Genomic DNA, 23,679 nt, shown 5'->3' with positions numbered 1-23,679 from the left:
CTCAAAGTGCTTCGAGCATGGAGAGTACGCGATCCGCGCTGCCGTCCCATGAAAAGCGCTTGATGTTCTCGTAGCCGCGCCGGCGCAGATCTTCGCGGAGCGTCTCATCCGTCACGATCCTGCGCATGGCATCGACGAGTTCGTCCTGTCGGAACGGATCGAAATAGAGTGCGGCATCGCCCGACGCCTCGCGCACCGCGGGAATATCGGCCGCAAGCACCGGGCAGCCTTGAGTCATTGCTTCCAATGGTGGGATGCCGAAACCTTCGTAGAGGCTCGGAAAAACGAAAGCCGTGGCATGGCGCTCCAGCGCGGCGATTTCCGCGTCGGCGAGCCGGCCGGGGAAGAGCAGGCTGTCGTTTGATTGCTGGCTGTCCGATTTGAACACGGTCGGTGCGGAGCCGCCCACGACGACGAGCTTCTGATTGGTATCTTTGAGCGCCTCGAAAGCGCGGATGGCGAAATCGAGGTTCTTGTTGGGTTTCATCGTTCCCACAAGCAGGAAGAAGCCGTTCGTCTTCAGGCCAAGCCGCAGCATGACGGCCTCATCCGGCTCGATGGCGGCATAGTGATCGACGGCATTGTAGACGACGTCGATACTACTCGATGGCACCCGGAAGACGGAGGCGAGCTCCTGCCGCGAGAACTCCGAGACGGTGCCGATCTTGGCGGTGCGTGTCAGCACGGTTCCAAGGGCGCCATGCAGCAGGCGGTAGCTGCGCTTGAAGGACTGCGGATGGCGGAAGATCGTCACGTCATGAATGACGACAGCCTGGCGGCGATGCAGAAGCGGCCCGCTGCCGCCGAAGCCGATGAGCCGGCTGCCGCGCGAGCGTGAAAGCAGCGACGTCTGCTCCCAAACGTGACCTGGCCCAGCGCCGAATTCGTCGATTTCGATAGCGGAGAGCTTGAGATCGATAGGCGTGTTGCGCGGCACGGCCAGCCGCCAGCGCACGCCTTTCAGAGAGGCTGGCAGGGCGCCCGCGGAAATCTTGCGGTCGAGTGCTAAGGTGAGCTCCCGCGCAAAGCGCTGCACGCCCGAAAGGGGCTGGCCGAGGAAACGCCCGTTGAGGACAATAGATTGCACGCGCAAAACCCGATATTTTATTGATCGGGAACAGCTTGCATCATTTTGTTTAGAGAAGGTTTAGCTGGACTTGCGCGATTTTACGCAAGCGCATCCTTGCTGCTGATCACGGTAACACCACGGGCTCGCATCTCATCGATTGCGGATTTGACGCCGGCGGGATCGATGCCTCGGCTGGCATCTTCGATGAAGCGGACGGTAACGCCAGGCAGCATTTCAACGGCATCGAGTGCCGAGAATTTCACGCAGTAATCGGTCGCCAGGCCGCAAAGATCGAGTTCGGTGACGCCTTTGTTGCGCAGATAGGCGGCCAGCCCGGTGAGGGCAGCCTGATCGTTGTCACGGAAGGCGGAATAGCTGTCGACTGCAGGGTTCTGGCCCTTCTGCTGGATGAAATCGACGGCGTTGATATGGAGGTCCGGGTGAAACCCGGCATCTTTGCTATTCTGAACGCAGTGATCGGGCCACATCATCTGCGGCTTGCCCGAGAGCATGCCGATTTCAAATGGTTTCTTGCCCGGATGAGCGGAGGCGAAGCTACCGTGACCGGCCGGATGCCAGTCCTGTGATGCGACGATGAGATCGTATCGGCCGCTGTCTATGAGCTCGTTGGCGACAGGCACCGTCAGATTTCCTTCGGGAACGGGTAGGTTGCCGCCAGGGCAGAAGCCGTTCTGGATATCGATGAGCAGCAGCGCTTTCATGAGGCCTGTCCTTCCGTTTTGTCGCGCTGCACGATGCCAAGCGGCGCGCTTCGGATCAAGCCCTTTGCGCCTCGCCACTCAAGGCGGCGAGACGCGATGGTTTGTAAAGGCTTACGCCGGCTTGTGGCCCTTGAGGCCATAGAAGGCAATGTAGACATAGCAGATGATCGGCATCAGGAAGGCGAGGTGGATGCCGATCGTATCGGCAAGACCGCCCTGGATAACAGGCAGGATCGCGCCGCCGACGATGGCAAGGCAAAGAATGCCCGAGCCTTGGCTCGTATATTTGCCGAGGCCATGCAGTGCCAGGCTGAAGATAGTCGGGAACATGATGGAGTTGAACAGGCCGATCGCCAGCACGGACCACATGGCGACATGGCCTGTCGTCAGCACCGTCACCAGCAGCAGCACGATGGCGACCGCGGCGTTGAACGCAAGCGCCTTGCCATCATCGATGTGGCGCATGATTGCCGAGCCGACGAAGCGTCCGACCATCGCGCCGCCCCAGAAATAGGAGACATAGTGGGCGGCATCGGACTCGGAGAGATGGGCGATATCGGGCTGGCTCAAGAAGTTCACCAGGAAGCTGCCGACGCTGACTTCCGCACCGACATAGACAAAGATGCCGACAGCGCCGAGCACGAGATGACGGTACTGCCAGGCGGAGCCGCCGCCGCGCATCGGCTCGACAGTTTCTTCATCTTCGACCTCGGGCAGCTTCAACGCGGCAAAGACGGCAGCGAGCACCAGGAACGCCGCAGCAAGAAGCAGGTAGGGGAATTTGACCGCACCGGCCTCGGCAAGCCGCATGGCGTCGAGCTGCTCCGGCGTCGCGTTGGTGGCCGCAACGGTCGCGGCGGACAGGATAAGCATTGCGCCGAAGTAAGGTGCAATCGTCGTGCCGAGGGAGTTGAATGCTTGCGTCAGGTTCAGACGGCTGGCGGCCGTATCCGGTGGTCCCAACACGGTGACATAGGGGTTGGCGGCGACCTGCAGGATGGTGATGCCGGTGGCGAGCACGAAAAGCGCGCCCAAGAAAAGGGCGTAGACTCGGTAGGTGGCGGCCGGAATGAACAGGGCGCAGCCGACAGCGGCGATCGCGAGGCCGACAACGATGCCCCATTTATAGGTGATGCGCTTCACGAGCGTGCCGGCAGGAAGCGATATGATAGAGTATGCGCCGAAAAAGCAAAGCTGGATGAGCATTGCCTGGGTGTAATTGAGCTGAAAGACGCTTTTCAGGTGCGGGACCAGAATATCGTTCAGGCAAGTGATGAAGCCCCACATGAAAAAGAGTGAGGTGAGTGCGATGAGCGCGAATTGGTAGTTGCCCTGGCCTTGGCGTGCGGATGCACGGGCGCTGGTGGGCGCAGAGCTTGTTGCTGAGCCAGCCACTTTTTTATCCTCGGTTCTTGTTGTTGCCAGGCTTCGAGATTCGAGCCGGACGAAAAGCCCGAACGGGCCGAAAGAAGAAACTGGCAGCGGCTTGCCGAGACCCCCGCAGGAAACGCAGAATCCCGAAGCCGCTTTAATCGATATAATCGATTGGATTATCATTGGTAGCTTGCTAGGCATGCGGATTCTGCAATGCTGCAATGCAATCACTTGCAAGGGTGGAATGTCTAGCCATGCCTTACGGCTTTTGAGCGGCCTATTCGATTGGGGCCGCTGCCGACGTCAGTCGAGGCTGTGCAAATAGCCAAGAACGGCGCGTTTCACGCGCAGAGCCAGCTGGTTTTTATCCGTGTCGCCATGGTCCCCTGCGGCATCGACCATTCCCTTGATGATGGCGACCACGTCGCGGCTTGCCACTTCGATATCGGCCTGCGGCGGCAAATCCGGTCGCAGCAGGGTTGCGCGCGTGAGTTCGAAGAATCGCCGTTTGACCGCTTCTGTGGCGGCATCGAGCGGCAGTCGCGCCTCCTCGAAATCGAGCAAGCGGGCCAGTGCCGGCCGGCGAAGCTGCTGCTCGACGCAAGGGAGGATGAGCGCCGATAGGGCCTCGCTGCCGGTGGTCTTGTCGGCGGCAATTTCCGCTTCTGCGACGAGGCGCGACGTCTCGCGCAGGATCAAGGCTCCGATCAGCGCATCCTTGCGTGGAAAATACTGATAGAGTGAGCCGACGCTGACGCCAGCCTTCTCCGCGACGGCATTGGTGGAGAAGGCTTCATGACCGCGCTCTTCCAAAATGCGAGCCGCAGCCTCCACGATCGCTTCGACTGTTGCAAGCGAGCGGGCTTGTCTCGGCGCTTTTCTCGGCATGGCGCGGCTGTGGAGCGGGCTTTCGGACATGTTCCTAGAATGCGAGTAGCAAAAAGCGAATTATCGCTCATATTACAAATCGCGACCCAACGAAACAAGCATTTCAGCGAACATGCCGGGATTGAGTTCCCAGGCATGACGGAGAGCGCTTGTGCGAACGACAAGGAGATTTGACGCATGTCCAACGAAATTAGAACCGCGATCGTAACCGGCGCATCCAAAGGGATTGGCGCCGCCATTGCGAAGCAGCTTGCCGACGATGGCTTTCAGATCGTCGTCAATTACGCATCGAGTTCCGAAGAGGCCGGCGATGTTGTCGCCGGTATCGCCGCGGCGGGTGGTCGCGCGATTGCGGTCCGTGCCGATGTCGCCGACCCCGCGGCCGTGACCGCATTGTTCGATCGCGCCGAAGCGGAGTTCGGAAAGGTCGACGTGCTCGTCAACAACGCCGGGGTCAGCAAATTCTCGCCATTGGCTGAGGTTTCGGATGAGGATTTTCGGCAGCAGGTTGCCGTCAATCTGACAGGCACCTTCAACGGGATGCGAGAAGGGGCGAGGCGGGTGCGCGATGGCGGCCGCATCATCAATCTGTCCACGAGCATCATCGGTCACTACTCCCCCGGCAACGGCGTCTACGCGGCGACCAAGGCGGCGGTGGAGGCAATGACCCATATTCTTGCCAAAGAGCTCGGTCCGCGCGGGGTCACCGTCAATGCAGTCGCGCCGGGGCCGATCGCGACCGAATTGCTGTTCAAGGGAAGGTCAGAGGCGCTGATCCAGCGGCTGGTCAACGACATTCCGCTCGGGCGCCTCGGGCTGCCTGAGGATATCGCCCAGATCGTATCGTTTCTGGGCGGACCGCAGAGCGGTTGGGTCAACGGCCAGATCATCAGGGCGAATGGCGGGCGCAACTGAAGTGGCGCAGCGAGGCGCAGAAGCCTTGGCGGCAGAAGGATCGTCTCTTGCCTAATGACGCGATACTGAATGATGCCATCGCGAGACCGGTCGTGTCTCGCGATAGCTTTCCCGTCGCTTCGTTGCGGGCTCAGTCGAATGCCAATCCTTCCTCGGCGATGGACTTCTGGACGGCCTCCCGTTGCCTCATGCGGCCATACCAAGCTTCCAGATTACGAAGTCCGTCGAAATGGATACCGGCTTTGTAATAGGATTTCAGCCATGGAGCCTGACCCCATCCCGTCAGTGCAAACAGATAGGCGTCGGCAACCGTGAATCTGTCGCCCATCAGGAAGGGACGGTCGGCGAGTTGCGCGTCGATCCATTGATATCGTTTTTCAAGCTTCGGCCTTGCGGTCTCGACATAGTTTCCCGCGAGCCGCGCATAGAGAAGCGGAATGAACCCCTTGTGGATTTCCGTCGACAAGAAGCCGAGCATTTCCTGCAGCCTGTAGCGCTCCATCGTGCCGGGGGCGGCTGCTAATCCGGCCTCCGGCTTCAGATCCGCCAGATATTGGACGATCGCCGGCCCCTCGCGCAGAAGATTGCCGTCGCCGAGATCAAGCAGCGGGACATAGCCATGCGGATTGATATCATAGAAATCGAGTCCGGTTTCGGTCTTGTGGCTGGCGTGATCGACCTTGATCAGGTCCACGTCCAAGCCAAGTTCGTTGATGACGATATGGGGTGAGAGTGAGCAGCTTGCGGGCAGATAGTAGAGCTTCACGAGGGTCTCCATGATGTTTCCGGTGCCAGCTTTCGCTTGGAAAGACTGTCGCGAACCATGTAATCCAAGAGGTATAGAATAGTAAGAACGGAAAAGTTTGACATCTAGGTACAAAAATTATACCGCCATGCACATGAGGTATGCGCGATGAAAAAGACCGTGACGGGTTGCTCCGTGGAAGAGGCGATGCACTTGCTGGGAGGCCGCTGGCGGCTGCTGATCGTGTCCTATCTGGTCGATGGACCCCAGCGTTTCAACGAACTGCGGCGATTGATGCCTGGCATTTCGCAAAGAATGTTGACGCTGGACCTGCGGGCACTGGAGGAGGCGGGTCTTATCAAGCGGACGGTCTATCCGACGGTTCCCGTGAAGGTCGAATATTCGCTGACGGAAGATGGGAGGCGTCTGGAAAAGGTGGTGGCCGTGGTCAAGGAGTTTGGGCTGTGGCTGAAGGATCGGGATGCGAAGGCGACCGGGAAGCGTGAGGCTTCACCAGAGCTCGTAGTATAAATCTCGCCAGTCCGGATTTGTGTTTTCGACTAGATCGATCTTCCACTGTCGATACCAGCGTTTCAGCGATTTTTCTTTTTGTATGGCTGAAACGATGTCTGCGTGGTCTTCATACCAAACCAACCGCGTGCATCCGTATTTCCAAGCGAAGCCAGGTGTCAGGCCCTCGCGACGCTCGTAGATGCGACGCTCGAGATCGGCGGTGACGCCGATGTATAGTGTGCCTCGCTTGTGATTGGTGGTGATGTAAGTGCATCCACCCATGCGTGTACGACGCTGGTTGGGGTAGTGGTCGTCAAGGGCCGCTAGGGATGACGGATGATCTATTGATGCCGGATCCGTGCTCACATTTGCCACCGACGGCATAGCCCACACTCCGTCATCCTCGGGCTTGCCCCGAGGATCCAAGCACAAGCCTCTTTGTTGCGTAATTGATTGCCGTGTCAGACGACTTTGTCGCCGCCAAGCACGCCGCGCTCTCGTTCGTACCTCAAATGGACAATACGAATTTGATGGGAAGCCTGTGCATGGATCCTCGGGTCAAGCCCGAGGATGACGGAGTGGAGGAAGATGAGGAGTCCCATCGCGACCTTCGTATATCCGCGGTCCGCATCAGCAGGTGATTCTATGGCCCCAAACCCGGAATCGCTCCCGATCAAACCCTCTCCACAAACCCATCCAACACCCTTTTCTGCCCGGCGCGGTCGAATTCGATCGTCAGCTTGTTGCCCTCGATTTCCGAGACGTTGCCGTTGCCGAATTTGATGTGGAAGACGCGGTCGCCTATAGCGAATTTGGAGGGTTCGGAGGAGGTGGATTTGGCCACCAGCTCGCCGTCGATGGTGCGCACCTTCGGGCCGCTTTCGCCGTAGCCGATGCGTTCGACGGCATGGCCGGAGCGGCTGCCCCAGTTGTCGCGGGTTGCATCGTTGCGGTTGGCCTGGGCGCGCTTCCAGCCGGGTGTCGAATAGGTGTTGGCGAAGGGATCTGCCTTGTCGAAGCGTGACTGGCCGTAGCCGCCGCGGCCGTACCCGCCATAGGATTGCTCGACTTCGGCGACCTGAACATGGGTTTCCGGCAGTTCGTCGAGGAAGCGGGAGGGGATCGTGGATTGCCAGAGACCGTGGATGCGGCGGTTGGAGACGAACCAGATGTGGCAGCGGCGCTTGGCGCGGGTGATGCCGACATAGGCGAGGCGGCGCTCTTCCTCCAGCCCGGCGCGGCCGCTTTCGTCGAGCGAGCGCTGATGCGGAAACAGGCCTTCCTCCCAGCCCGGCAGGAACACGGTGTCGAATTCCAGACCCTTGGCGGAGTGCAACGTCATGATAGAGACGGCGTCGAGATTCTCGTTCTGCTCGGCATCCATGACGAGGGCGACGTGTTCGAGGAAGCCGCGCATGGACTCGAAGCTGTCCATGGAGCGGATGAGTTCTTTCAGGTTTTCCAGGCGCCCCGGCGCTTCCGCCGATTTGTCGTTCTTCCACATGTCCGTATAGCCGGACTCTTCGAGAATCTGCTCGGCAAGCTCGGTATGCGGCGTGTTTTCGAGCAGGCCCTGCCAGCGGCGGAAAGATTGTACGACGTCGAACAGCGCCTTGCGCGCCTTCGGCTTCATCTCATCCGTCTCGATGATATCGGCCGCTGCCGCCAGCATCGGGATATCGCGTACGCGGGCATAGTCGTGCAAAGCGCGGACGGTGGTGTCGCCGAGGCCGCGCTTCGGCGTGTTGATGATGCGCTCGAAGGCGAGATCGTCGGCCGGCTGGCAGACGAGGCGGAAATAGGCCATGGCATCGCGGATTTCGAGGCGCTCGTAGAAGCGCGGGCCGCCGACGACGCGATAGTTGAGACCGAGCGTGACGAAACGGTCTTCGAATTCGCGCATCTGGAAGGAGGCGCGCACGAGGATGGCGATGTCGTTGAGATTGTGCTTGTTGCGCTGCAACTGCTCGATCTCTTCGCCGATCGCGCGCGCTTCCTCCTCGGAATCCCAGGAGGCATGCACCTGCACCTTTATATCGTCCGGATCGGAGCGGTCGGTGAACAGCGTCTTGCCGAGCCGACCTTCATTATGGGCGATCAGATGCGCGGCGGCACCGAGAATATGCTCGGTGGAGCGATAGTTGCGCTCCAGCTTGATCACCTTGGCGCCGGGAAAGTCCTTCTCGAAGCGCAGGATATTGTCTACTTCCGCACCGCGCCAGCCATAGATCGACTGGTCGTCGTCGCCGACGCAGCAGACATTCTGCGGCTCGCCCTTCTGCCGCTGCGCCAGCAGGCGCAGCCACATATATTGCGCCGTATTGGTGTCCTGATACTCGTCGACCAGGATATAGCGAAAGCGCTGGTGATAATCCTTGAGGATATCAGGATTCTGCCTGAATATATTGATCGGATGCAGCAGGAGATCGCCGAAGTCGCAGGCGTTCAGCGTTTTCAGGCGGTTCTGGTAGGCGGCATAGAGTTCGCGGCCCTTGCCGTTGGCGAAGGCGCGCGCATCGCCTTCCGGAATATCGGCGGGGCTCAGGCCCTTGTTCTTCCAGGTATCGATCATGCCGGCAAACTGCTTGGCCGGCCAGCGCTTGTCGTCGAGCCCTTCGGCCTGGATCAGCTGCTTGATCAGGCGGATGACGTCGTCGGTATCGAGAATGGTGAAGCTGGAGGTGAGGCCGACCAGCTCCGCATGACGGCGCAACAATTTGACACCGATCGAGTGGAAGGTGCCGAGCCAGGGCATGCCTTCGACCGCGCCGCCGACGAGCAGCGCGATGCGCTCCTTCATCTCGCGGGCTGCCTTGTTGGTGAAGGTGACGGCGAGGATCTGGCTGGGGAAGGCGCGGTTGGTGGAGAGGATATGAGCGATGCGTGTCGTCAGCACGCGCGTCTTGCCGGTGCCTGCGCCCGCAAGCACCAGAACGGGGCCGTCGAGCGTTTCCACGGCTTCCGTCTGCTCGGCATTAAGGCCCGAGAGGTAATCTGGCCGGCGGCCGCTGTCGCGTGCCGCCATGGCGCGTGCCGCGATGCCGCCGCCAATGCTGCCGGCAGCCGGCGCAGAACGGCGCGGTACGGTGTGCTCCGGCTCCTCGTCAAAGAAGGGAATGTCGTCATGTCCAATGGTCATGCGGCCCAATGTAATGATTCTACCTCGAAAGGCAAAAGAAACGGGCCGAAATTAGAACAAAAAGTGCACATTCGCAGCTCTTGATACGCGTTTTGCATCACGGAGCGGATATGCCGGCGAGCCAATAAAACGTGTCGTTGTCTCACTGAAGATTACAACTTCGTTTGTATCTAAATTGTGGTTTAGCAGTCGATTCATGGGGAGCAGGGGCCGCGTGAAATGATGCGACTCGGCGCGGTACACGATGCTCGCACATCGTCGCGTCGCGGCATAGCGACGAGCACGTCGGGGCTAAGCCAGTTATCGCCCCCGCGCCCAATTATGGTGAATTATGCGTTGTTCTTAGCGCATTTTTAAGCATGTTTGCTAATCATGGCGATATGTAACCGCCAGAGCGCAGGTGTTGTTTTTGCCTGGCTCCTGTTTGCCGATGCGATCGGCCCGCGCGCATGAGCGCCCGCGGCAAGGTTTCGATGTCTCCTTGTATATGTTGCGTATTGTTGCGTTCGGAGTTCATGTGCCGTGAGTATTTTTTCGACCTTCATCAGGGTCAGTCCCTCTATGAATACAGCGCTGGAAGTGCTGAGGGACACCCAGGCCAAACTGGGTAATGCCGAACGACAGATGTCGTCGGGCCTGCGGGTTCAAACGGCGAGAGACAATGCTACGTACTGGAAAATCTCGACTTTGACGCATACCGACGTCGGTGCGATTTCGTCGGTTCAGGATGCGCTCGGTCTCGCCGCTTCGACAGTCAGCACGGCTTCCACGGGTGTCGGCAGCGCGATCGACGTCGTGACAGAGATCAGGACAAAGCTTGTCAGCGCCTATGAGACCAGCGTCGACAAAACGAAGCTTAATGACGAGATTGCGCAGCTGAAACAGCAGCTGCGCAGCATCGGAGAGTCTGCGACCTTCAATGGCGTCAACTGGACGGTGCTGCGGGATGGCGCCGATCCTACCGATCCGCACGAAGTGCCGGGTTCGCTGATCCGCGGCAGCAACGGGACAGTGACGATCGGCATGCTGAGCTATGCCGGCGTGAGCTCGACGAGCGGCCCGATCACATCGGTCGATGCGCGTTATCTGATCGATGACCAGTCGAGCGGCTCCGGCGGATATGGCGTGCTGACGTCGACGTCTTTCGCGACCGAGGCCGGGGCTGCAAGGAACTATGTGCTCGTCAGCACTCAGAAAGGCAATACGAGCGGCCAGGTGGAGATCTCGCTCGATGCGAATACGACCCAAGGGGCCATCGCCGACATGGTCAACACAGTGACGGGAATGTTGAACCAGCTCAAGACGATCGGGTCCGCCTTCGGCTCCCTCGAATCGCGCATCAATCTTCAGACCGAGTTCGCCAAGAATTTGAGCGATTCCCTGACCAGCGGTGTCGGGAAGCTTGTCGATGCCGATATGGAGCAGCAATCGAGCAAGGTTCTGGCGCTGCAGGCTCAGCAGCAGCTCGGGCTGCAATCGCTCTCGATCGCCAATGCCAGCTACAATACGGCTTTGCAGCTTTTCCAGAATCTCTGAGCGCTAACAAAAATCACAAAAGGTAGAGTTATACATATCCTCATTGTCTCGGTGGCTTTAGCCGTTTTTTCGCTTGGCTGGAGTGTTCGCGATGCTGTCAGAGGCAGCGTCAATGCGATGGTGATATGGCTCGGCTTTGCAATGTTCTAGGGTCTAATGTGTATTATGTATTCGATGGTTCACGCGAGATATTGAGAGATTGTTGCCGAAATTGCTTCTATCCCAAAGATATAAGGGCCTCATAGATTTCTCTTCACGATATTGCCGCAATGCTTCATATCTGCTGCGGCCATCGAACCGGAGAGCGATGATTCCATGATGAAGAGAATTGCCATTCTTGCCCTAGCGGCAGCCTTTTTGAACGCATGCACGACCACCGATCCCTATACAGGTGAGCAGAAAGTTTCCAATACGGCAGGCGGTGCAGCGATCGGTGCCGGTGTCGGCGCTGTCGCAGGCCTTCTGATCGGCCATTCGCCGGCCTCGCGCCGCAATGCCGCGTTGATCGGCGCAGGCGTCGGTGCGCTTGCAGGTGCGGGCATCGGCAACTACATGGACCAACAGGAATCCGAACTGCGTGCGCAGCTGCAGGGCACCGGCGTCTCCGTTACGCGCGTCGGCGACCGCATCATCCTCAACATGCCGTCGGCAATCACCTTCGACATCGACCAGGACGCGATCAAGCCGGAATTCTTCCCGACGCTGAATTCTGTCGCGATCGTCCTGCGCAAGTTCAACCGCACGCTGATCGACGTCAACGGCCATACGGATTCGACTGGCAGCCTGCAGCATAACCAGGATCTGTCCGAGCGCCGCGCCGGATCGGTTGCGTCCTACCTCGGCAGCCAGGGTATCGACCAGCGCCGCATGTCGGCCATCGGCTTCGGTCCATCGCAGCCGGTCGCAACGAATGCAACCGAGGCTGGCCGCGCCCAGAACCGCCGCGTCGAGATCCAGATCGCACCGATCACGCAGAACGGCTAAGCTTTTTCAACAAAGACGGCCGGGTCTCGCGATCCGGCCGTTTTCTTTGCGCGTCCGATCACGCGTGCATGCTGGCGCCCTTGGTGATCTTGTCGACGATTTTCTTGTCCGCGCGCAAGGCGATGCCGACGACCTTGGCGTCCTCGGGTGCGAATTCGGAAAAGACAGCGCGGTTGGCCGCATCATGGCCAGTTGAAAACATTTCCTCGATGAAGATGGAAGACGTGACGCCACGCTCCAGCGAGCGGCGGTGGATGGCGGTAATGCTCTCCTTGTCGGCCGAGAGCACGATGATGGGCTGGATCGACAAAGCGTTGTAGACGTTGCCGGTGCGATCGCGATAGGCTTCGCCGATGATATCTGGATGCTGTCCGGCTATGCCTGTCGACAGGAAGGCGGTTACATTCAGTTTTTGCCAGGATTGAAGGTCGCTTCGCAGAACGATCGCGATTTTGGTATCGAACATCGATGGTCACTTTCATGCAGTCTGGAAATGGGACATTGCGCGAGGATGTAACCGGACAGATCTTCGAGGGTCTTGAACGTTTGTGCGTGACGCCGGAGAGCAATCGCATCCTTTCCGCGCCGGCCTATCCGGGCATCGAACGCATCCAGGCGCAGTTTCGCGGCGATGCCTTCGAACTGCACCGGCACGATACCTATGCGCTTGGCGTCACCATGCGCGGCGTGCAGACGTTCCGCTATCGTGGCGAGCAGCGCTACAGCCTGCCCGGGCGGGTGATCATTCTTCATCCGGACGAACTGCATGACGGCGGGGCCGCGACCGATGACGGCCTCGTGTACCGGATGCTGTATCTGGAGCCATCGGTACTGTTTCAATGCCTTGAGGCGGCGCGTGTCGGCCTGCCTTTCGTCGATGACCCCGTGGTGGAAGACACTCGTCTCGCCGGCTTGTTGCTGGCGGCGCTTGGCGAGCTCGATCGCGAGCTGGATGAGCTCTTCGTTGACGATTTCGTCTCGCGGCTCACCGACGGACTTGTCCAGCACGCCCGTTTGCCGCAACGGCCTTTGGGTTGCATTGCCTGGGGGCAGGTGAAGACTGCGCGGGACTATCTCGAGGCGCATGTCACGCGGGGTGTGCGCTCGCAGGAACTGGAGCGCATCACCGGCCTCGATCGCTTTGCGCTGGCGCGGCATTTCCGCGCCGCCTTTGCAACAAGCCCGCATCGGTTCCTGCTGATGCGGCGGCTGCAGCAGGCAAAGGCGATGATCGGCGCGGGGGAGCCGATCGCGGAGGTGGCCGCGGCAACCGGCTTTGCCGATCAGAGCCATCTGACCCGACATTTCAAGAAGGCGTTCGGCATTGCTCCAGGTGCCTGGAACACCATGGTTCAAAGAACCGCTTAGCCGAGCTTGCCGACCTTCAATGCAGGCCGAGGAACTGCTTGAGTTCAGGCGTTTGCGGATTGGCAAAGACTTCGCCCGGCGGTCCGATTTCGTGCACGCGCCCCTGGTGCATGAAGACCACGCGCGAGCAGACGTCCCGGGCGAATTTCATCTCATGCGTCACCATCAGCAGCGTCATGCCTTCGCCGGCCAGTTCGCGCACGACAGCAAGAACTTCCGCCACCAGCTCCGGGTCCAGCGCGGAGGTGATTTCATCACAGAGAAGCGCGATCGGCTGCATGGCGAGTGCTCTTGCGATGGCGACGCGCTGCTGCTGGCCGCCGGAGAGTTCGTCCGGATAAGCGTCGAACTTGTGCCCAAGGCCGACGCGGTCGAGCATGCGCCGCGCCATCGCCTCGGCTTCGGCCTTGGCGGTCTTCTTGACGACCATCTGCGAGAGCATGACGTTGCGTCCCGCGCTCAGATGCGGGAAGAGATTGAACTGTTGAAAGATCATGCCGACCTTCAGCCGGAGCGCTTTCAGATGCAGGTCGTCAGGCAAAAGCTGTGCACCGGCCACGGAAATCGAACCGTCATTGATCGTCTCCAGCCCGTTGATGCAGCGCAGCAGTGTCGATTTTCCGGAGCCGCTCTTGCCAATGATAGCGATGACCTCGCCCGGCTCGACATCGAGGTTGATGCCCTTCAGGACTTCATTGGTGCCGAAGCTCTTGCGGACTTCAGTGATTTCGATGAGCGACATTGAGCTTCCTCTCCAGGATCTGGCTGCTCTTCGACAGCGGCCAGCACAAGGCGAAATAGATAAGCGCGACAAAGCCGTAGACGGTGAATGGCTGGAAGGTCGCGTTGGTGATGACGGTGCCGGCCTTCGATAGCTCGACGAAGCCGATAATGGAGGTCAGGGCCGTGCCCTTGACGACCTGGACGGAAAAGCCGACGGTCGGCGGCACGGCGATGCGCAGCGCCTGGGGCAGGATGACGTAGCGCATCTGCTGCATATAACCCATGCCGAGACTTGCCGATGCTTCCCATTGGCCTTTGGCTACAGCCTCGACGCAGCCTCGCCAGATTTCCGTCAAAAAGGCAGCCGACCAGAGGGTGAGCGCGACGCCGGCAGCGAGCCAGGCCGGCACGTCGATGCCGAAAAGCCCGAGACCGAAGAAGGCCAGAAAGAGCTGCATCAGCAGCGGCGTGCCCTGGAACAGCTCGACGAAATATCTGACCGCGACGCGGCCGACCTTTGCCTTGCCGATGCGAAGGAACAGCAGGATTGCGCCAACGATGGCACCGCCGGCGAAAGAGACGAGCGACAGCAATATCGTCCAGCGCGCGGCTAGAAGCAGGCCGCGCAGAATATCCCATGTGGTGAATTGGATCATTGGCGGACCCTGCGTGGAAAGATCAGCTTGCCCACTCCCGCAAGTGCCTGCCGAAGCAGAACCGCCAGCGCGAGGTATATCGCCGTGGATACGAAATAGGCCTCGAATGCGCGGAACGAGCGCGATTGGATGAAGTTGGCGGCGAAGGTCAGATCCTCGGCGGCGATCTGCGAGACGACGGAGGAGCCGAGCATGACGATGACGACCTGAGAGGACAGTGCCGGCCAGATGCGCTGCAGGGACGGAACGAGGACGACATGCCGGAAGGTCTCGAACCGGGTCATGGCAAGGCTGGCGCCGGCTTCGAACTGGCCGCGCGGCGTTGCCTGTATGCCGGCGCGGATGATCTCGCAGCTATAGGCTCCGAGATTGATGATCATGGCGAGATTGGCGGCGGTCATCTCGTTCATCTGAACGCCGATGCCGGGCAGGCCAAAGAAAATGAAGAAGAGCTGGATCAGAAACGGCGTATTGCGGATGAGCTCGACATAGGCAGCCACCAAGGGTTTGGGCCAACTCGGGCCAAGTGCACGAGCCCAGGCGCAGGCAATTCCTAGGATAATGCCCAGCACAGCGCCTATAAGGGTCAGCTCCACCGTGACGAGAACGCCCTTGATCAGCGTGGGATAATATTCGGCAAGCCAGCCGAAATCGAAGTGATAGCGCATGGGAGAAAGCCTCGCTGAGACCGATCACGCCGCCGAATGACGGCGCGATCAGTCCTGCGTTGATCAGAAGCCGGCCGGCAGGTCGGCGCCCAGCCACTTCTGTGACATCTTGTTCAGTGTCCCGTCCGCCTTGGCGGCGGCAATGATGTCATTGACCTTCTTCTGCAATGCCTGCTCGTTCTTGTTCAGGCCGATGAAGCAGGGGGAGTTGGTTATGAGGAATTTCATCTCGGGCTTCTTCGGCGGATTTCTGGCAAGAATGGCCGCCGCGACGACATTGCCGGTTGCAACCAGCTGAACCTGTCCGGACAGGAAGGCGGAGATGGTGCCGTTATTGTCCTCGTAGCGCTTGATCGTCGCATCTTGCGGCGCGACCTTGGTCAGCGCGAGATCCTCGATCGCGCCGCGGGTGACGCCGATCGTCTTGCCGGAAAGGTCTTCCGGCTTCGCGGCCGCGACATCGCCGGGACCGAAGACGCCGTTGAAGAAGGGCGCGTAGGCGTCGGAGAAATCGATGACCTTTTCGCGATCCGGATTCTTGCCGAGGCTTGAGATCACCAGATCGACCTTATTCGTCTGCAGATAGGGAATGCGGTTGGCGCTGGTGACTGGAACAAGCTCAGTTTTCACGCCGAGTTTTTCGCCGATCAGATTGGCCATGTCGATGTCATAGCCCATGGGTGCCATGTCCGTGCCGACACTGCCGAAGGGCGGAAAGTCCTGCGGAACGGCGACGCGCAGCGTACCGCGCGAGGTTATGTCGCTCAGAGCATCCGCCCGAGCTGCGCCAGGGGCGGAAATTGACCCCATCGCCAGCATCGCGATACCGAGTGCCATGAGCATTTGTCTGCGCTTCATCGAATGTCCTTCCAATCGTGGCTGTATGAAAGCTGAAAGGCGAAACGCAAGACATATGCCAGTCGACGGAAGACTGCCTCGCGGTGTTATGGTATGGATGAAAGTGAATGTTCGGTGATCGTTGAGGCGATAGATTGATTAAAATATAGGCAAAATTCTGCCGCGATGCTTTTTCCGGCCAGCCGATCGTCGCGCCTTTGATCAATCGCACAAAACTTGAACTTATGCCCGATAGCGGCTCACTTTCATCACTGGACAGCCCCGCCCCAAATGCCCCATAGAACCGAGAGGGGTTAACGCCCTGGACGACCGCGATCGGAGATTCGGACTATGGTTTTGGCTGATGCAAAGGCGGGAACACGCAACGAGGTCGGCATATCCGCCGTTCTCGGCATTCTGAAGCAGGCCTTCGGTGAGCGTTTCCAGACGGGCGAAAGTTTTCGTGCCCAGCACGCCCACACCACCACTTATATCCCATCGCAGCTGCCGGACGGCGTGGTCTTTGCTGAAACGACCGAGGACGTGCGGACTGTCGTGAAGGCATGTGCCGAACACAAGGTCCCGGTCATTCCTTTTGGCACTGGCTCTTCGCTGGAGGGACAGGTGAATGCGCCGCAGGGCGGCATTTCCATCGATTTCAGCCGCATGAACCGCATTATCGAAATCAATGCCGAGGATCTGGATTGCACGGTCGAGCCCGGCGTCACCCGTGAGCAGCTTAATACCTACCTGCGCGATACCGGCCTGTTCTTCCCGATCGATCCGGGCGCTAATGCTTCGATCGGCGGCATGGCATCGACGCGCGCATCGGGTACCAATGCCGTGCGCTATGGCACGATGAAGGACAATGTTCTGTCCGTGACCGTGGTGACAGCCAATGGCGAGGAAATCCGCACCGCCCGCCGCGCCAAGAAATCATCCGCCGGTTACGATCTGACACGGCTCTTTGTCGGAGCGGAAGGCACGCTCGGCGTACTGACGTCGATCACCCTGCGCTTGCAGGGCATTCCGCAGAAGATCGCCGGCGGGGCCTGCGCTTTTCCGGATATCAAGGCGGCTTGCGATGCCGTCATCATGACCATCCAGATGGGCGTTCCCGTCGCGCGCATCGAGCTGCTCGATGCCATGCAGATGCGGGCCTGCAACCGCTATTCCGGCCTGACCTATGACGAGAAGCCGACGCTTTTCCTTGAATTCCACGGCACCGACGAGACGGTAGCGCTGCAGTCGGAGCAATTTGCCGAGATCGCGGCGGAATGCGGGGGCGGCGAATTCCTTTGGACAAGCAACGCCGAAGAGCGCAACAAGCTTTGGAAAGCTCGCCACGACGCCTATTGGGCCTGCCGCGCGCTGGCGCCGGAGTTGGCTGCGCTATCGACAGATGTCTGCGTGCCGATCTCACGCCTTGCCGAATGCGTAGCGGAAACCCAGGCCGATATCGAGGCGCACGGCCTGCTTGCCCCGATCGTCGGCCATGCCGGCGACGGTAATTTCCATGTGCTCGTCCTGTTTGACGACAAGACCTCTGAAGGGATCGCTGTCGTCGAGGAATTCGTCGCTCGCCTTAACGCGCGTGCGCTCGCCATGGACGGCACATGCACCGGCGAGCACGGCATAGGGCAGGGGAAGATGGCGTTTCTGGAGCAGGAGCTCGGCGATGCCGTCGATCTGATGCGTCAAATCAAGGAGTCGCTCGATCCGGATGCCATTTTCAATCCAGGGAAAATATTCCGCAGGCACTGAAAGATGGAATATTTTCATGATCTTGGCTTGCTACAAGCGCGAATGACGCTAGGCTGCATCCGCACTTTTCCGGTTTTTGCCATAAAAAGCCACTGACACGCGCTAGAGGAGGCATACCTCTTAAAAAGAGCTGCTGTGACAGGCGGAGATCGGGTAGAACCGTACATAGACTAAATTATGCCGTGTATGCGCTCTGACAAGCGACGCCTGCATACGTTGGGAATGAAGATTGGAGACGACACGCGTTGTTAGGTAGGGTCCTGGTTTTTCTGGGTGGATTGCTTGTGGTGGTGCTGTTCCTGGCGCTGCTCGCCCCGCTCTTCATAGACTGGACCGATTTTCGCAAGAACTTCGAGGATCAGGCGAGCCGCATCATCGGCAAGAAGGTGACTGTTCATGGCACCGTGGATGCCCGTCTTCTGCCGTTCCCGTCGGTGACGCTGCATGACGTCCGCGTCGGCCAGGAGGCTGATGGAACGCCGCTCGTACAGGTGGCCGAATTCTCCATGGATGCGGAACTTGCGCCTTTCCTTTCCGGCGAAGCACTGATCTTCGATATGCGGGTGTCCAAGCCCAAGGTGCGGCTGCGGCTGCTGAAGGACGGCACGCTCGACTGGATGCGCGGTAGTCAGCCGGAAATTCCCGCAAAGTCCGTCGTGCTCGAAAGCGTTCACGTAGAAGACGGCGATATTCTCTTCATTGACGAGCAAACGGGCAGGACCCGCCACGTCACGGGCCTGAATGCCCAGATGTCGGCGCGGTCGCTTGCCGGCCCTTGGCGTATCGAGGGCGATGCGGCCCTCGACAACGAGCATGGCAATTTCACGGTTTCCAGCAGCCAGCCTGACGACAATGGCGTCCTGCGCGTCCGCACCCGGCTGATGCCGGACCGCCACCCGCTTAATGTCGATCTCGATGGCGAGCTTAAACTCGTCAACAGCAAGCCCGATTACATGGGCTCCTTCACGGCCGGGTTCAACGACAAGCAGACGCGCGATTCTGCCGATCAGAAGGCGCAGCCCCGCATCAAGGGTCGTTTCGAGCTGACGAATGACCGTATTCGCGTTCCGGAATATCGCCTTGAAGTCGGCGCCGATGACGATCCTTATGTCGTCACAGGCGAGGCGACGCTGGATACAGGTTCGAAGCCGGAATTCCTGCTGACCGCCGATGGACAGCAGATCGACGTCAACCGTCTCGGCAACAACAAGGGCACCAACGGCAAGACCAATCGCAACCCGGCAATCTCGGCACGTCAACGCCTCAACAATCTGATTGCGATTGCGGCTGAAATTCCGGTGCCACAGGTTCCCGGCAAGGCGACCTTCCGGCTGCCGGCGATCGTGGCGGGCGACACGACCATACGCGACGTGCAGCTCGATCTCGAACCGGCGGGAACGGGATGGAGGATCGATCATGCGATCGGCACGATGCCCGGCCGCACGCAGGTCGAAGCGCGCGGCAATCTCATGCTGCGGAACGAGCCCAACTTCATCGGTAATCTGGTCGTTGCGTCCAACCAGCCGTCGGGATTGGCCTCGTGGCTTGTCGGGGCCGTCGATCCGGCAATACGCCAGCTGCGTCAGGCCGGCTTCTCCGCCGATGTCAGCCTGAAGCATGACGAGCAGCGCTTCGAAAATCTGGAGATCGCAATCGGTTCGGCCACGCTGAAAGGCCGGATCGATCGCCAGAGTGGGACAGACAAGACCCCGCCGAAGCTTGCGGTCGATCTGACCGGTGATGCTCTCGACCTCGACGCGCTGAGGGCGCTGACTGGGCTCTTTACAGGCCAGGATACCGAGGAATCTCTCTTCGATCATCGGATCACGGCGCATCTGCAGGCCGGCAAATTCATGGCCTTCGGTGTGCCGGCCGATAATCTCGATACGTCCTTCTCCGTTGCCGACGGTGCTCTGACGATCGACAAGCTTTCGGTACACAATGTCGCCGGCGCCGAAATCACTGCAACGGGCCGCGCCGACGGCACGCCATCCGACTACAAGGGATCGGGCGAGATCACCTTCAAGGCCGCCGATCCCGGGCCGTTTTTCGAAATGTTGCGCCAGCATTTACCGCACCATCCCGTCATGGACCGTTTGGTGCGCAATGCAGCCTGGTATGGAAACACGGCTCTTCGCGGGGCGGTGACGCTTGGCGGCGATCAGGACAACGCGCTGACGGTGACGCTTGCCGGTGTTTCCAACGGCAGCCGCGTCAATTTCGATTATCGCATGTCCGATCTTTCGGCGTTCAAGGGCAAGGGCACCACGACGCTCGAGGGAACGCTGGAAAATTCGGTGACGTCGATCCTGTTCGGCCAGGCGGGTCTCGATCCGTTGCCTGTTGAAGCCGATGCCAATGGTCGTCTGACGCTGAAAGTGTCGGCAAGCGGCACCGATCCGGCGGATGCCGCGCTCACTTTTGCGACCGACAAGACATCGTTTACCGCAAACGGCAAGGTGGATGTCCGTCCAGCTACCTTCCTCAACGGCAACATAGCGCTATCGTTCGAAAGCGCTGACATCGATCCTTATTTCGTGATGAACGGCATCGGTATTCCGCAGATGGGCGCCGGTTTGCCGGTGAAGTTCCAGGCTAATGCCGCGCTGAGCCCGGACAAGATCGTATTTTCGGATATGAAAGGGCTGTTCGCCGACAACAACATGTCCGGCACGCTGACCGTCGATCGGAAGGCGCCGAATCTAAAGGCCTCGGGTGAATTGTCGCTCGACAAGATGGATCTCGACTGGCTGGCGGAAGCCATCTACGGGCCGATGAGCGATCCGAAAACAGGCGCGCTCAACAAGGATAAGCTCGGCCTTCCAGCCTTCAGCGGCATGGACATTGGCGTCAAACTCTCCGCAAAGCAGGTATGGCCTGGTCTGTTCGGTCCCATTTCGAATTTCACCGCCAATGCAGCTTACAGGGGCGAGGAGTTGCGGCTGAATGATCTGACGGGTGGCTGGAATGGTGGTACGCTGACCGGGAGCGCGATGTTCGCCAATTCGGATGGCACCGGCCTGCTGCAGACGAAGCTCAGTCTCGCCAATGGCGATCTTGCGGCTGTTGCCTGGCAGCGCGATGGAGCGCCGCTTGCGACCGGCCGCTTCGGCCTTGCGATGAATGCCGAAGCGAGCGGCAAGAGCATTGCCGACCTTGCCGCGAATGCAAGCGGTTCGGGTGAAATGAAGCTGGGCGAGACGCATGTGCGTGGCCTCAATCTCTCCGTCATGCCGCCGCTCCTCTCGGCGACGGATCAGATTCAGGGCGATATCACTGCCGCCAAGGTGCTGCCGATCGTGCAGACGCTGCTGAACAATGGCGAGGCTGTTCTCCCGGCGACCAGCATCCCTTTCAACATTTCCGCCGGTGTGGTGCGAGCGACCAATATTGTCGCCAGCAACGATCTGGCAAAGCTTTCGGGCAATGCCGAAATCAGCCTGCCGGATGAGCGCATGCGCGGCTCACTCGGTATCGCCTTCAAGGCCGGTGCCGAAGCGCAGAGCGGGGCGGAACCGGCCCTACGCCTCGATTTCGCCGGACCGCTCTCCGCACCTGGCCGAACGATGGATATCACGGACGTCACCAGCTTCCTGTCGGTCCGGGCATTCGAGCGCGAGCGCCGTCGGGTGGAGCGCTTGCAGGCCAATGTGCTTGAAAAGCAGCGGCTGCGGCGTGAGGTGGCGCTGTACAAGTATGTTGCAAGCGTGCGCGAGGCTCAGCGCCAGCGCGATGCCGCCATCGAGCAGCAACGCCGCGCAGAAGAGGAACGGTTACGCAATCTGGCTCAGCAGGCGGCCGCTCAGAAGCAGGCGGAGGAAGAGGCGCGCGCTAAGCAGGCAGCGGAGGAGGCGGCCAAGGCCAAGGCGGCGGCCGACGCGCGAGCCAAGGCCGAAACTCAACATCCTACGGCACCTTTGAATTTCAATGAACTGCCGGGAGTTGCCCAGTAAACCGGAAGGTTGTGGATTGATCCACATCTGGTAGGTAAAGCGCGCTCACGACATCGTCTTGAGCTCTCTGCAACTATTCAGTTGCGATCCTTCAGCCATTTAAGGACATAGAGGCGGAGCGCAGAGGAGAGATTGCTGCCGGCTTCGCGGCCGTCGTCGATCTCTGAGATCAGCGCTGCGAGCGACGTGCCGCGCGCATTGGCAATCGCCTTCAGTTCTGTCCAGAAGGCATCCTCAAGGGAAAAGCTCGTGCGATGGCCATGCAGCGTCGCGGAATGTTTACGGATCATCGGCGGATCGATCAAAAATCGGAAATGGCGGGATATTTCTGAAAGTGATTCAAAATGCGGAAGTAAGCAACTGATTTCTGAAGTTTTTTGTCTCAGGACCTAAATTAGTCTTCGGTCTTCTTGGTTTCGATTCGGCCGGCCTCGTGCGCCTTTGCGGCCTTTTCGTTAAGCGTTGTCGTCAGCTTCTTCTCAGCCTTGGTCCTTCCGAAGGCGATGCGGTTCTGCTCAGCCTGCGTTTCCTTATCCGAGCGGGCCTGCTTCTTGCGAAACTGACGCAGATTGACGATTTCGGCGCTCATTAATCTCTTCCGTTACCGGCATGAAAAAGGGAAGCGGATGCTTCCCCTGCAATGGCTACTGCTTCTTGCGGAATGCGTCGAGAGAGACAACCGATCCCGGTTTCTTTTCCTCACCTTCCTTGGCTGCAGCCGCAGGCGCTTCCTCGCCTTCGACCGGCACCGGATAGGCCGTGATTTCGCCGGAGGAGGTCTCTTCCTCTTCGTCGGCCAGCGGCACGTCGAATTCCAGCTCGAAATTGACGGAGGGGTCGTAGAAGCCGCGGATTGCGTTGAAGGGGACGACCAGCTTTTCCGGAACGTCGGAGAAGGAGAGGCCGATCTCGAATTGGCTTTCCGTGATCTTCAGATCCCAGAACTGGTGCTGGATGACGATGGTCATCTGTTCGGGATATTTCGCCTTCAGGTGCTGTGAAATGCGCACGCCCGGGGCGCCGGTCAGAAAGGTGATGAAGAAATGGTGGTCACCGGGCAGGCGGCCTGTAGCGCCGACCTCGGTCAGCACCTTGCGGATTACTCCCCGCAGGGCGTCCTGTGCCAAAATGTCGTAGCGGATATGATCCTGCCCCATGCTTTCCTGTCTTTCGTTGGCCATGCTTTTTATAGGCTTATGCCACGCTGAGCGCCGCCGGAAAAGCCCTATGCGCGAGTCACCGCGTGTCGATCCATAATATAGCACTGGAGAAGAAGGTGAAGGCTTCTGTTGCCAGGTGCCTTCGAACCCCGCCTAAGAGTGCGACCCCTTAGGACTTTATTTGAAGTGTCACACCGCGATTAAGCAGCGAGACGAGCTTCCGCATAGTTGTCGTTTGCAACTACAATTTTAGCCCGATAACGGCGGTACAATGCCGAGCGAAAAGTCGATCTTTACACCCTTGTCGATCCTGTTTCGCCCCCATCAAAAGCCGGTCTGTCGCAAGTTCTGCCGGCCGGTTTTTGGTGGAGGCGCCGGGTACCGCCCCCGGGTCCAATAGGTTTATTACACCGCTCATTTATCGCCATAGCCGGCCCGAAGACCGGCAAGGGTGATATAGTGTTTTCCGCAGGCGAAGGGAAGGGCAATTGTCACAAATGCTTCGTGGAAACATCGGTTTGCCTGCAAGGTCGCGAGATTTACCTGAATTACGCCTCGCCGCGGTTGGTTTCGCGTCGGCTTGTCATTAAAATTGCGAAAAAGGAATCGGCAGGCGGCTGTTCAGGCAAGCCTTACGGCCGGAAATTTCAAGCGATTTCGGAGCG

General features: G+C 59.4%; 22 protein-coding genes and 1 other RNA gene. 7 read left to right on the top strand and 16 right to left on the bottom strand.

Annotated elements, in window-relative coordinates; all coding sequences use genetic code 11:
• Position 1 precedes the first annotated feature (1 nt).
• The 4 genes from FHX05_RS03540 to FHX05_RS03525 form a co-directional block, all read right to left on the bottom strand.
• Entirely contained in the window at positions 2-1,087 is a 1,086-nt protein-coding gene (locus FHX05_RS03540) for a glycosyltransferase family 1 protein (protein ID WP_183870682.1), read from the bottom strand.
• A gap of 80 nt (positions 1,088-1,167) precedes the next feature.
• Positions 1,168-1,791 carry a bifunctional nicotinamidase/pyrazinamidase gene (gene pncA / locus FHX05_RS03535; RefSeq protein ID WP_183870681.1) on the bottom strand — a complete coding sequence of 208 codons (624 nt, stop codon included), beginning with the start codon at positions 1,789-1,791 and terminating at the stop codon, positions 1,168-1,170.
• A 111-nt stretch (positions 1,792-1,902) separates the two neighbouring features.
• Positions 1,903-3,186 (bottom strand): sugar MFS transporter, encoded by a 1,284-nt coding sequence (locus FHX05_RS03530; protein ID WP_183870680.1) that lies wholly within the window; start codon positions 3,184-3,186, stop codon positions 1,903-1,905.
• Between the two features lie 282 nt (positions 3,187-3,468).
• On the bottom strand, positions 3,469-4,083 hold the full coding sequence (locus tag FHX05_RS03525; RefSeq protein WP_112605291.1) for a TetR/AcrR family transcriptional regulator: 615 nt from the start codon (positions 4,081-4,083) through the stop codon (positions 3,469-3,471).
• Positions 4,084-4,230: 147 nt separating this feature from the next.
• Between FHX05_RS03525 and FHX05_RS03520 the strand changes: the two genes are divergently transcribed.
• Positions 4,231-4,968 (top strand): SDR family oxidoreductase, encoded by a 738-nt coding sequence (locus tag FHX05_RS03520; protein WP_183870679.1) that lies wholly within the window; start codon positions 4,231-4,233, stop codon positions 4,966-4,968.
• A gap of 130 nt (positions 4,969-5,098) precedes the next feature.
• On the opposite strand, the gene gstA is transcribed toward FHX05_RS03520, so the two are convergent.
• A complete protein-coding gene (gene gstA, locus FHX05_RS03515; protein ID WP_183871177.1) occupies positions 5,099-5,734 on the bottom strand; it encodes a glutathione transferase GstA in 636 nt (211 codons plus the stop codon).
• Between the two features lie 147 nt (positions 5,735-5,881).
• Between gstA and FHX05_RS03510 the strand changes: the two genes are divergently transcribed.
• Complete coding sequence (locus FHX05_RS03510) at positions 5,882-6,244, top strand: helix-turn-helix domain-containing protein (RefSeq protein WP_183870678.1); 363 nt, start codon at positions 5,882-5,884, stop codon at positions 6,242-6,244.
• Here FHX05_RS03510 and FHX05_RS03505 read toward each other — a convergent pair.
• Both FHX05_RS03505 and FHX05_RS03500 read right to left on the bottom strand, forming a co-directional pair.
• On the bottom strand, positions 6,224-6,508 hold the full coding sequence (locus FHX05_RS03505; RefSeq protein ID WP_183871176.1) for a GIY-YIG nuclease family protein: 285 nt from the start codon (positions 6,506-6,508) through the stop codon (positions 6,224-6,226). The two genes, FHX05_RS03510 and FHX05_RS03505, sit on opposite strands and share 21 nt — an antisense overlap.
• Before the next feature lie 391 nt (positions 6,509-6,899).
• On the bottom strand, positions 6,900-9,365 hold the full coding sequence (locus tag FHX05_RS03500) for a UvrD-helicase domain-containing protein (RefSeq protein ID WP_112411757.1): 2,466 nt from the start codon (positions 9,363-9,365) through the stop codon (positions 6,900-6,902).
• 561 nt (positions 9,366-9,926) lie between these two features.
• On the opposite strand from FHX05_RS03500, the gene FHX05_RS03495 reads away from it, so the two are divergent.
• Both FHX05_RS03495 and FHX05_RS03490 read left to right on the top strand, forming a co-directional pair.
• A complete protein-coding gene (locus FHX05_RS03495) occupies positions 9,927-10,901 on the top strand; it encodes a flagellin (protein WP_183871175.1) in 975 nt (324 codons plus the stop codon).
• Positions 10,902-11,216: 315 nt separating this feature from the next.
• Positions 11,217-11,885 (top strand): OmpA family protein, encoded by a 669-nt coding sequence (locus tag FHX05_RS03490; RefSeq protein WP_112411710.1) that lies wholly within the window; start codon positions 11,217-11,219, stop codon positions 11,883-11,885.
• Positions 11,886-11,943: 58 nt separating this feature from the next.
• On the opposite strand, the gene FHX05_RS03485 is transcribed toward FHX05_RS03490, so the two are convergent.
• Positions 11,944-12,351: a DUF2000 family protein gene (locus FHX05_RS03485; protein WP_112334527.1), complete on the bottom strand. Its 408-nt coding sequence runs from the start codon at positions 12,349-12,351 to the stop codon at positions 11,944-11,946.
• 35 nt (positions 12,352-12,386) lie between these two features.
• On the opposite strand from FHX05_RS03485, the gene FHX05_RS03480 reads away from it, so the two are divergent.
• Positions 12,387-13,253 carry an AraC family transcriptional regulator gene (locus tag FHX05_RS03480; protein WP_183870677.1) on the top strand — a complete coding sequence of 289 codons (867 nt, stop codon included), beginning with the start codon at positions 12,387-12,389 and terminating at the stop codon, positions 13,251-13,253.
• 16 nt (positions 13,254-13,269) lie between these two features.
• Here the strand turns inward: FHX05_RS03480 and FHX05_RS03475 are convergent, their stop codons facing one another.
• The 4 genes from FHX05_RS03475 to FHX05_RS03460 all read right to left on the bottom strand — a co-directional run bounded on the left by FHX05_RS03475 (position 13,270) and on the right by FHX05_RS03460 (position 16,143).
• Positions 13,270-13,995, bottom strand: coding sequence for an amino acid ABC transporter ATP-binding protein (locus FHX05_RS03475; RefSeq protein ID WP_015340305.1), 726 nt, complete (start codon positions 13,993-13,995; stop codon positions 13,270-13,272).
• Positions 13,973-14,632: an amino acid ABC transporter permease gene (locus tag FHX05_RS03470; protein WP_183870676.1), complete on the bottom strand. Its 660-nt coding sequence runs from the start codon at positions 14,630-14,632 to the stop codon at positions 13,973-13,975. The genes FHX05_RS03475 and FHX05_RS03470 overlap by 23 nt, the downstream gene beginning before the upstream one ends.
• Positions 14,629-15,300 carry an amino acid ABC transporter permease gene (locus tag FHX05_RS03465; RefSeq protein WP_183870675.1) on the bottom strand — a complete coding sequence of 224 codons (672 nt, stop codon included), beginning with the start codon at positions 15,298-15,300 and terminating at the stop codon, positions 14,629-14,631. Before FHX05_RS03465 ends, FHX05_RS03470 begins: the two co-directional genes overlap by 4 nt.
• Before the next feature lie 63 nt (positions 15,301-15,363).
• A complete protein-coding gene (locus FHX05_RS03460; protein ID WP_183773984.1) occupies positions 15,364-16,143 on the bottom strand; it encodes a transporter substrate-binding domain-containing protein in 780 nt (259 codons plus the stop codon).
• A gap of 345 nt (positions 16,144-16,488) precedes the next feature.
• Here FHX05_RS03460 and FHX05_RS03455 point away from each other — a divergent pair, with 345 nt between their 5' ends.
• A complete protein-coding gene (locus FHX05_RS03455; RefSeq protein WP_183870674.1) occupies positions 16,489-17,901 on the top strand; it encodes an FAD-linked oxidase C-terminal domain-containing protein in 1,413 nt (470 codons plus the stop codon).
• 245 nt (positions 17,902-18,146) lie between these two features.
• The gene (locus tag FHX05_RS03450) at positions 18,147-21,854 is read left to right on the top strand and encodes an AsmA family protein (protein ID WP_183870673.1); all 3,708 of its coding nucleotides are present in this window, start codon (positions 18,147-18,149) and stop codon (positions 21,852-21,854) included.
• A gap of 77 nt (positions 21,855-21,931) precedes the next feature.
• Here the strand turns inward: FHX05_RS03450 and FHX05_RS03445 are convergent, their stop codons facing one another.
• The 4 genes from FHX05_RS03445 to ssrA all read right to left on the bottom strand — a co-directional run bounded on the left by FHX05_RS03445 (position 21,932) and on the right by ssrA (position 23,500).
• Positions 21,932-22,144: a ribbon-helix-helix domain-containing protein gene (locus FHX05_RS03445; protein WP_041677915.1), complete on the bottom strand. Its 213-nt coding sequence runs from the start codon at positions 22,142-22,144 to the stop codon at positions 21,932-21,934.
• Between the two features lie 104 nt (positions 22,145-22,248).
• The gene (locus tag FHX05_RS03440) at positions 22,249-22,443 is read right to left on the bottom strand and encodes a DUF4169 family protein (RefSeq protein WP_015340298.1); all 195 of its coding nucleotides are present in this window, start codon (positions 22,441-22,443) and stop codon (positions 22,249-22,251) included.
• A gap of 55 nt (positions 22,444-22,498) precedes the next feature.
• On the bottom strand, positions 22,499-23,011 hold the full coding sequence (locus FHX05_RS03435; RefSeq protein ID WP_041677914.1) for an SspB family protein: 513 nt from the start codon (positions 23,009-23,011) through the stop codon (positions 22,499-22,501).
• Positions 23,012-23,129: 118 nt separating this feature from the next.
• Positions 23,130-23,500: a transfer-messenger RNA gene (gene ssrA, locus FHX05_RS03430) on the bottom strand.
• Positions 23,501-23,679 lie beyond the last annotated feature (179 nt).

Source organism: Rhizobium sp. BK491 (genome assembly GCF_014194925.1).
Lineage (GTDB): Bacteria > Pseudomonadota > Alphaproteobacteria > Rhizobiales > Rhizobiaceae > Rhizobium.
Note: the sequence above shows the minus strand (reverse complement) of the source record. Positions and strands in the feature narration are given on the sequence as shown.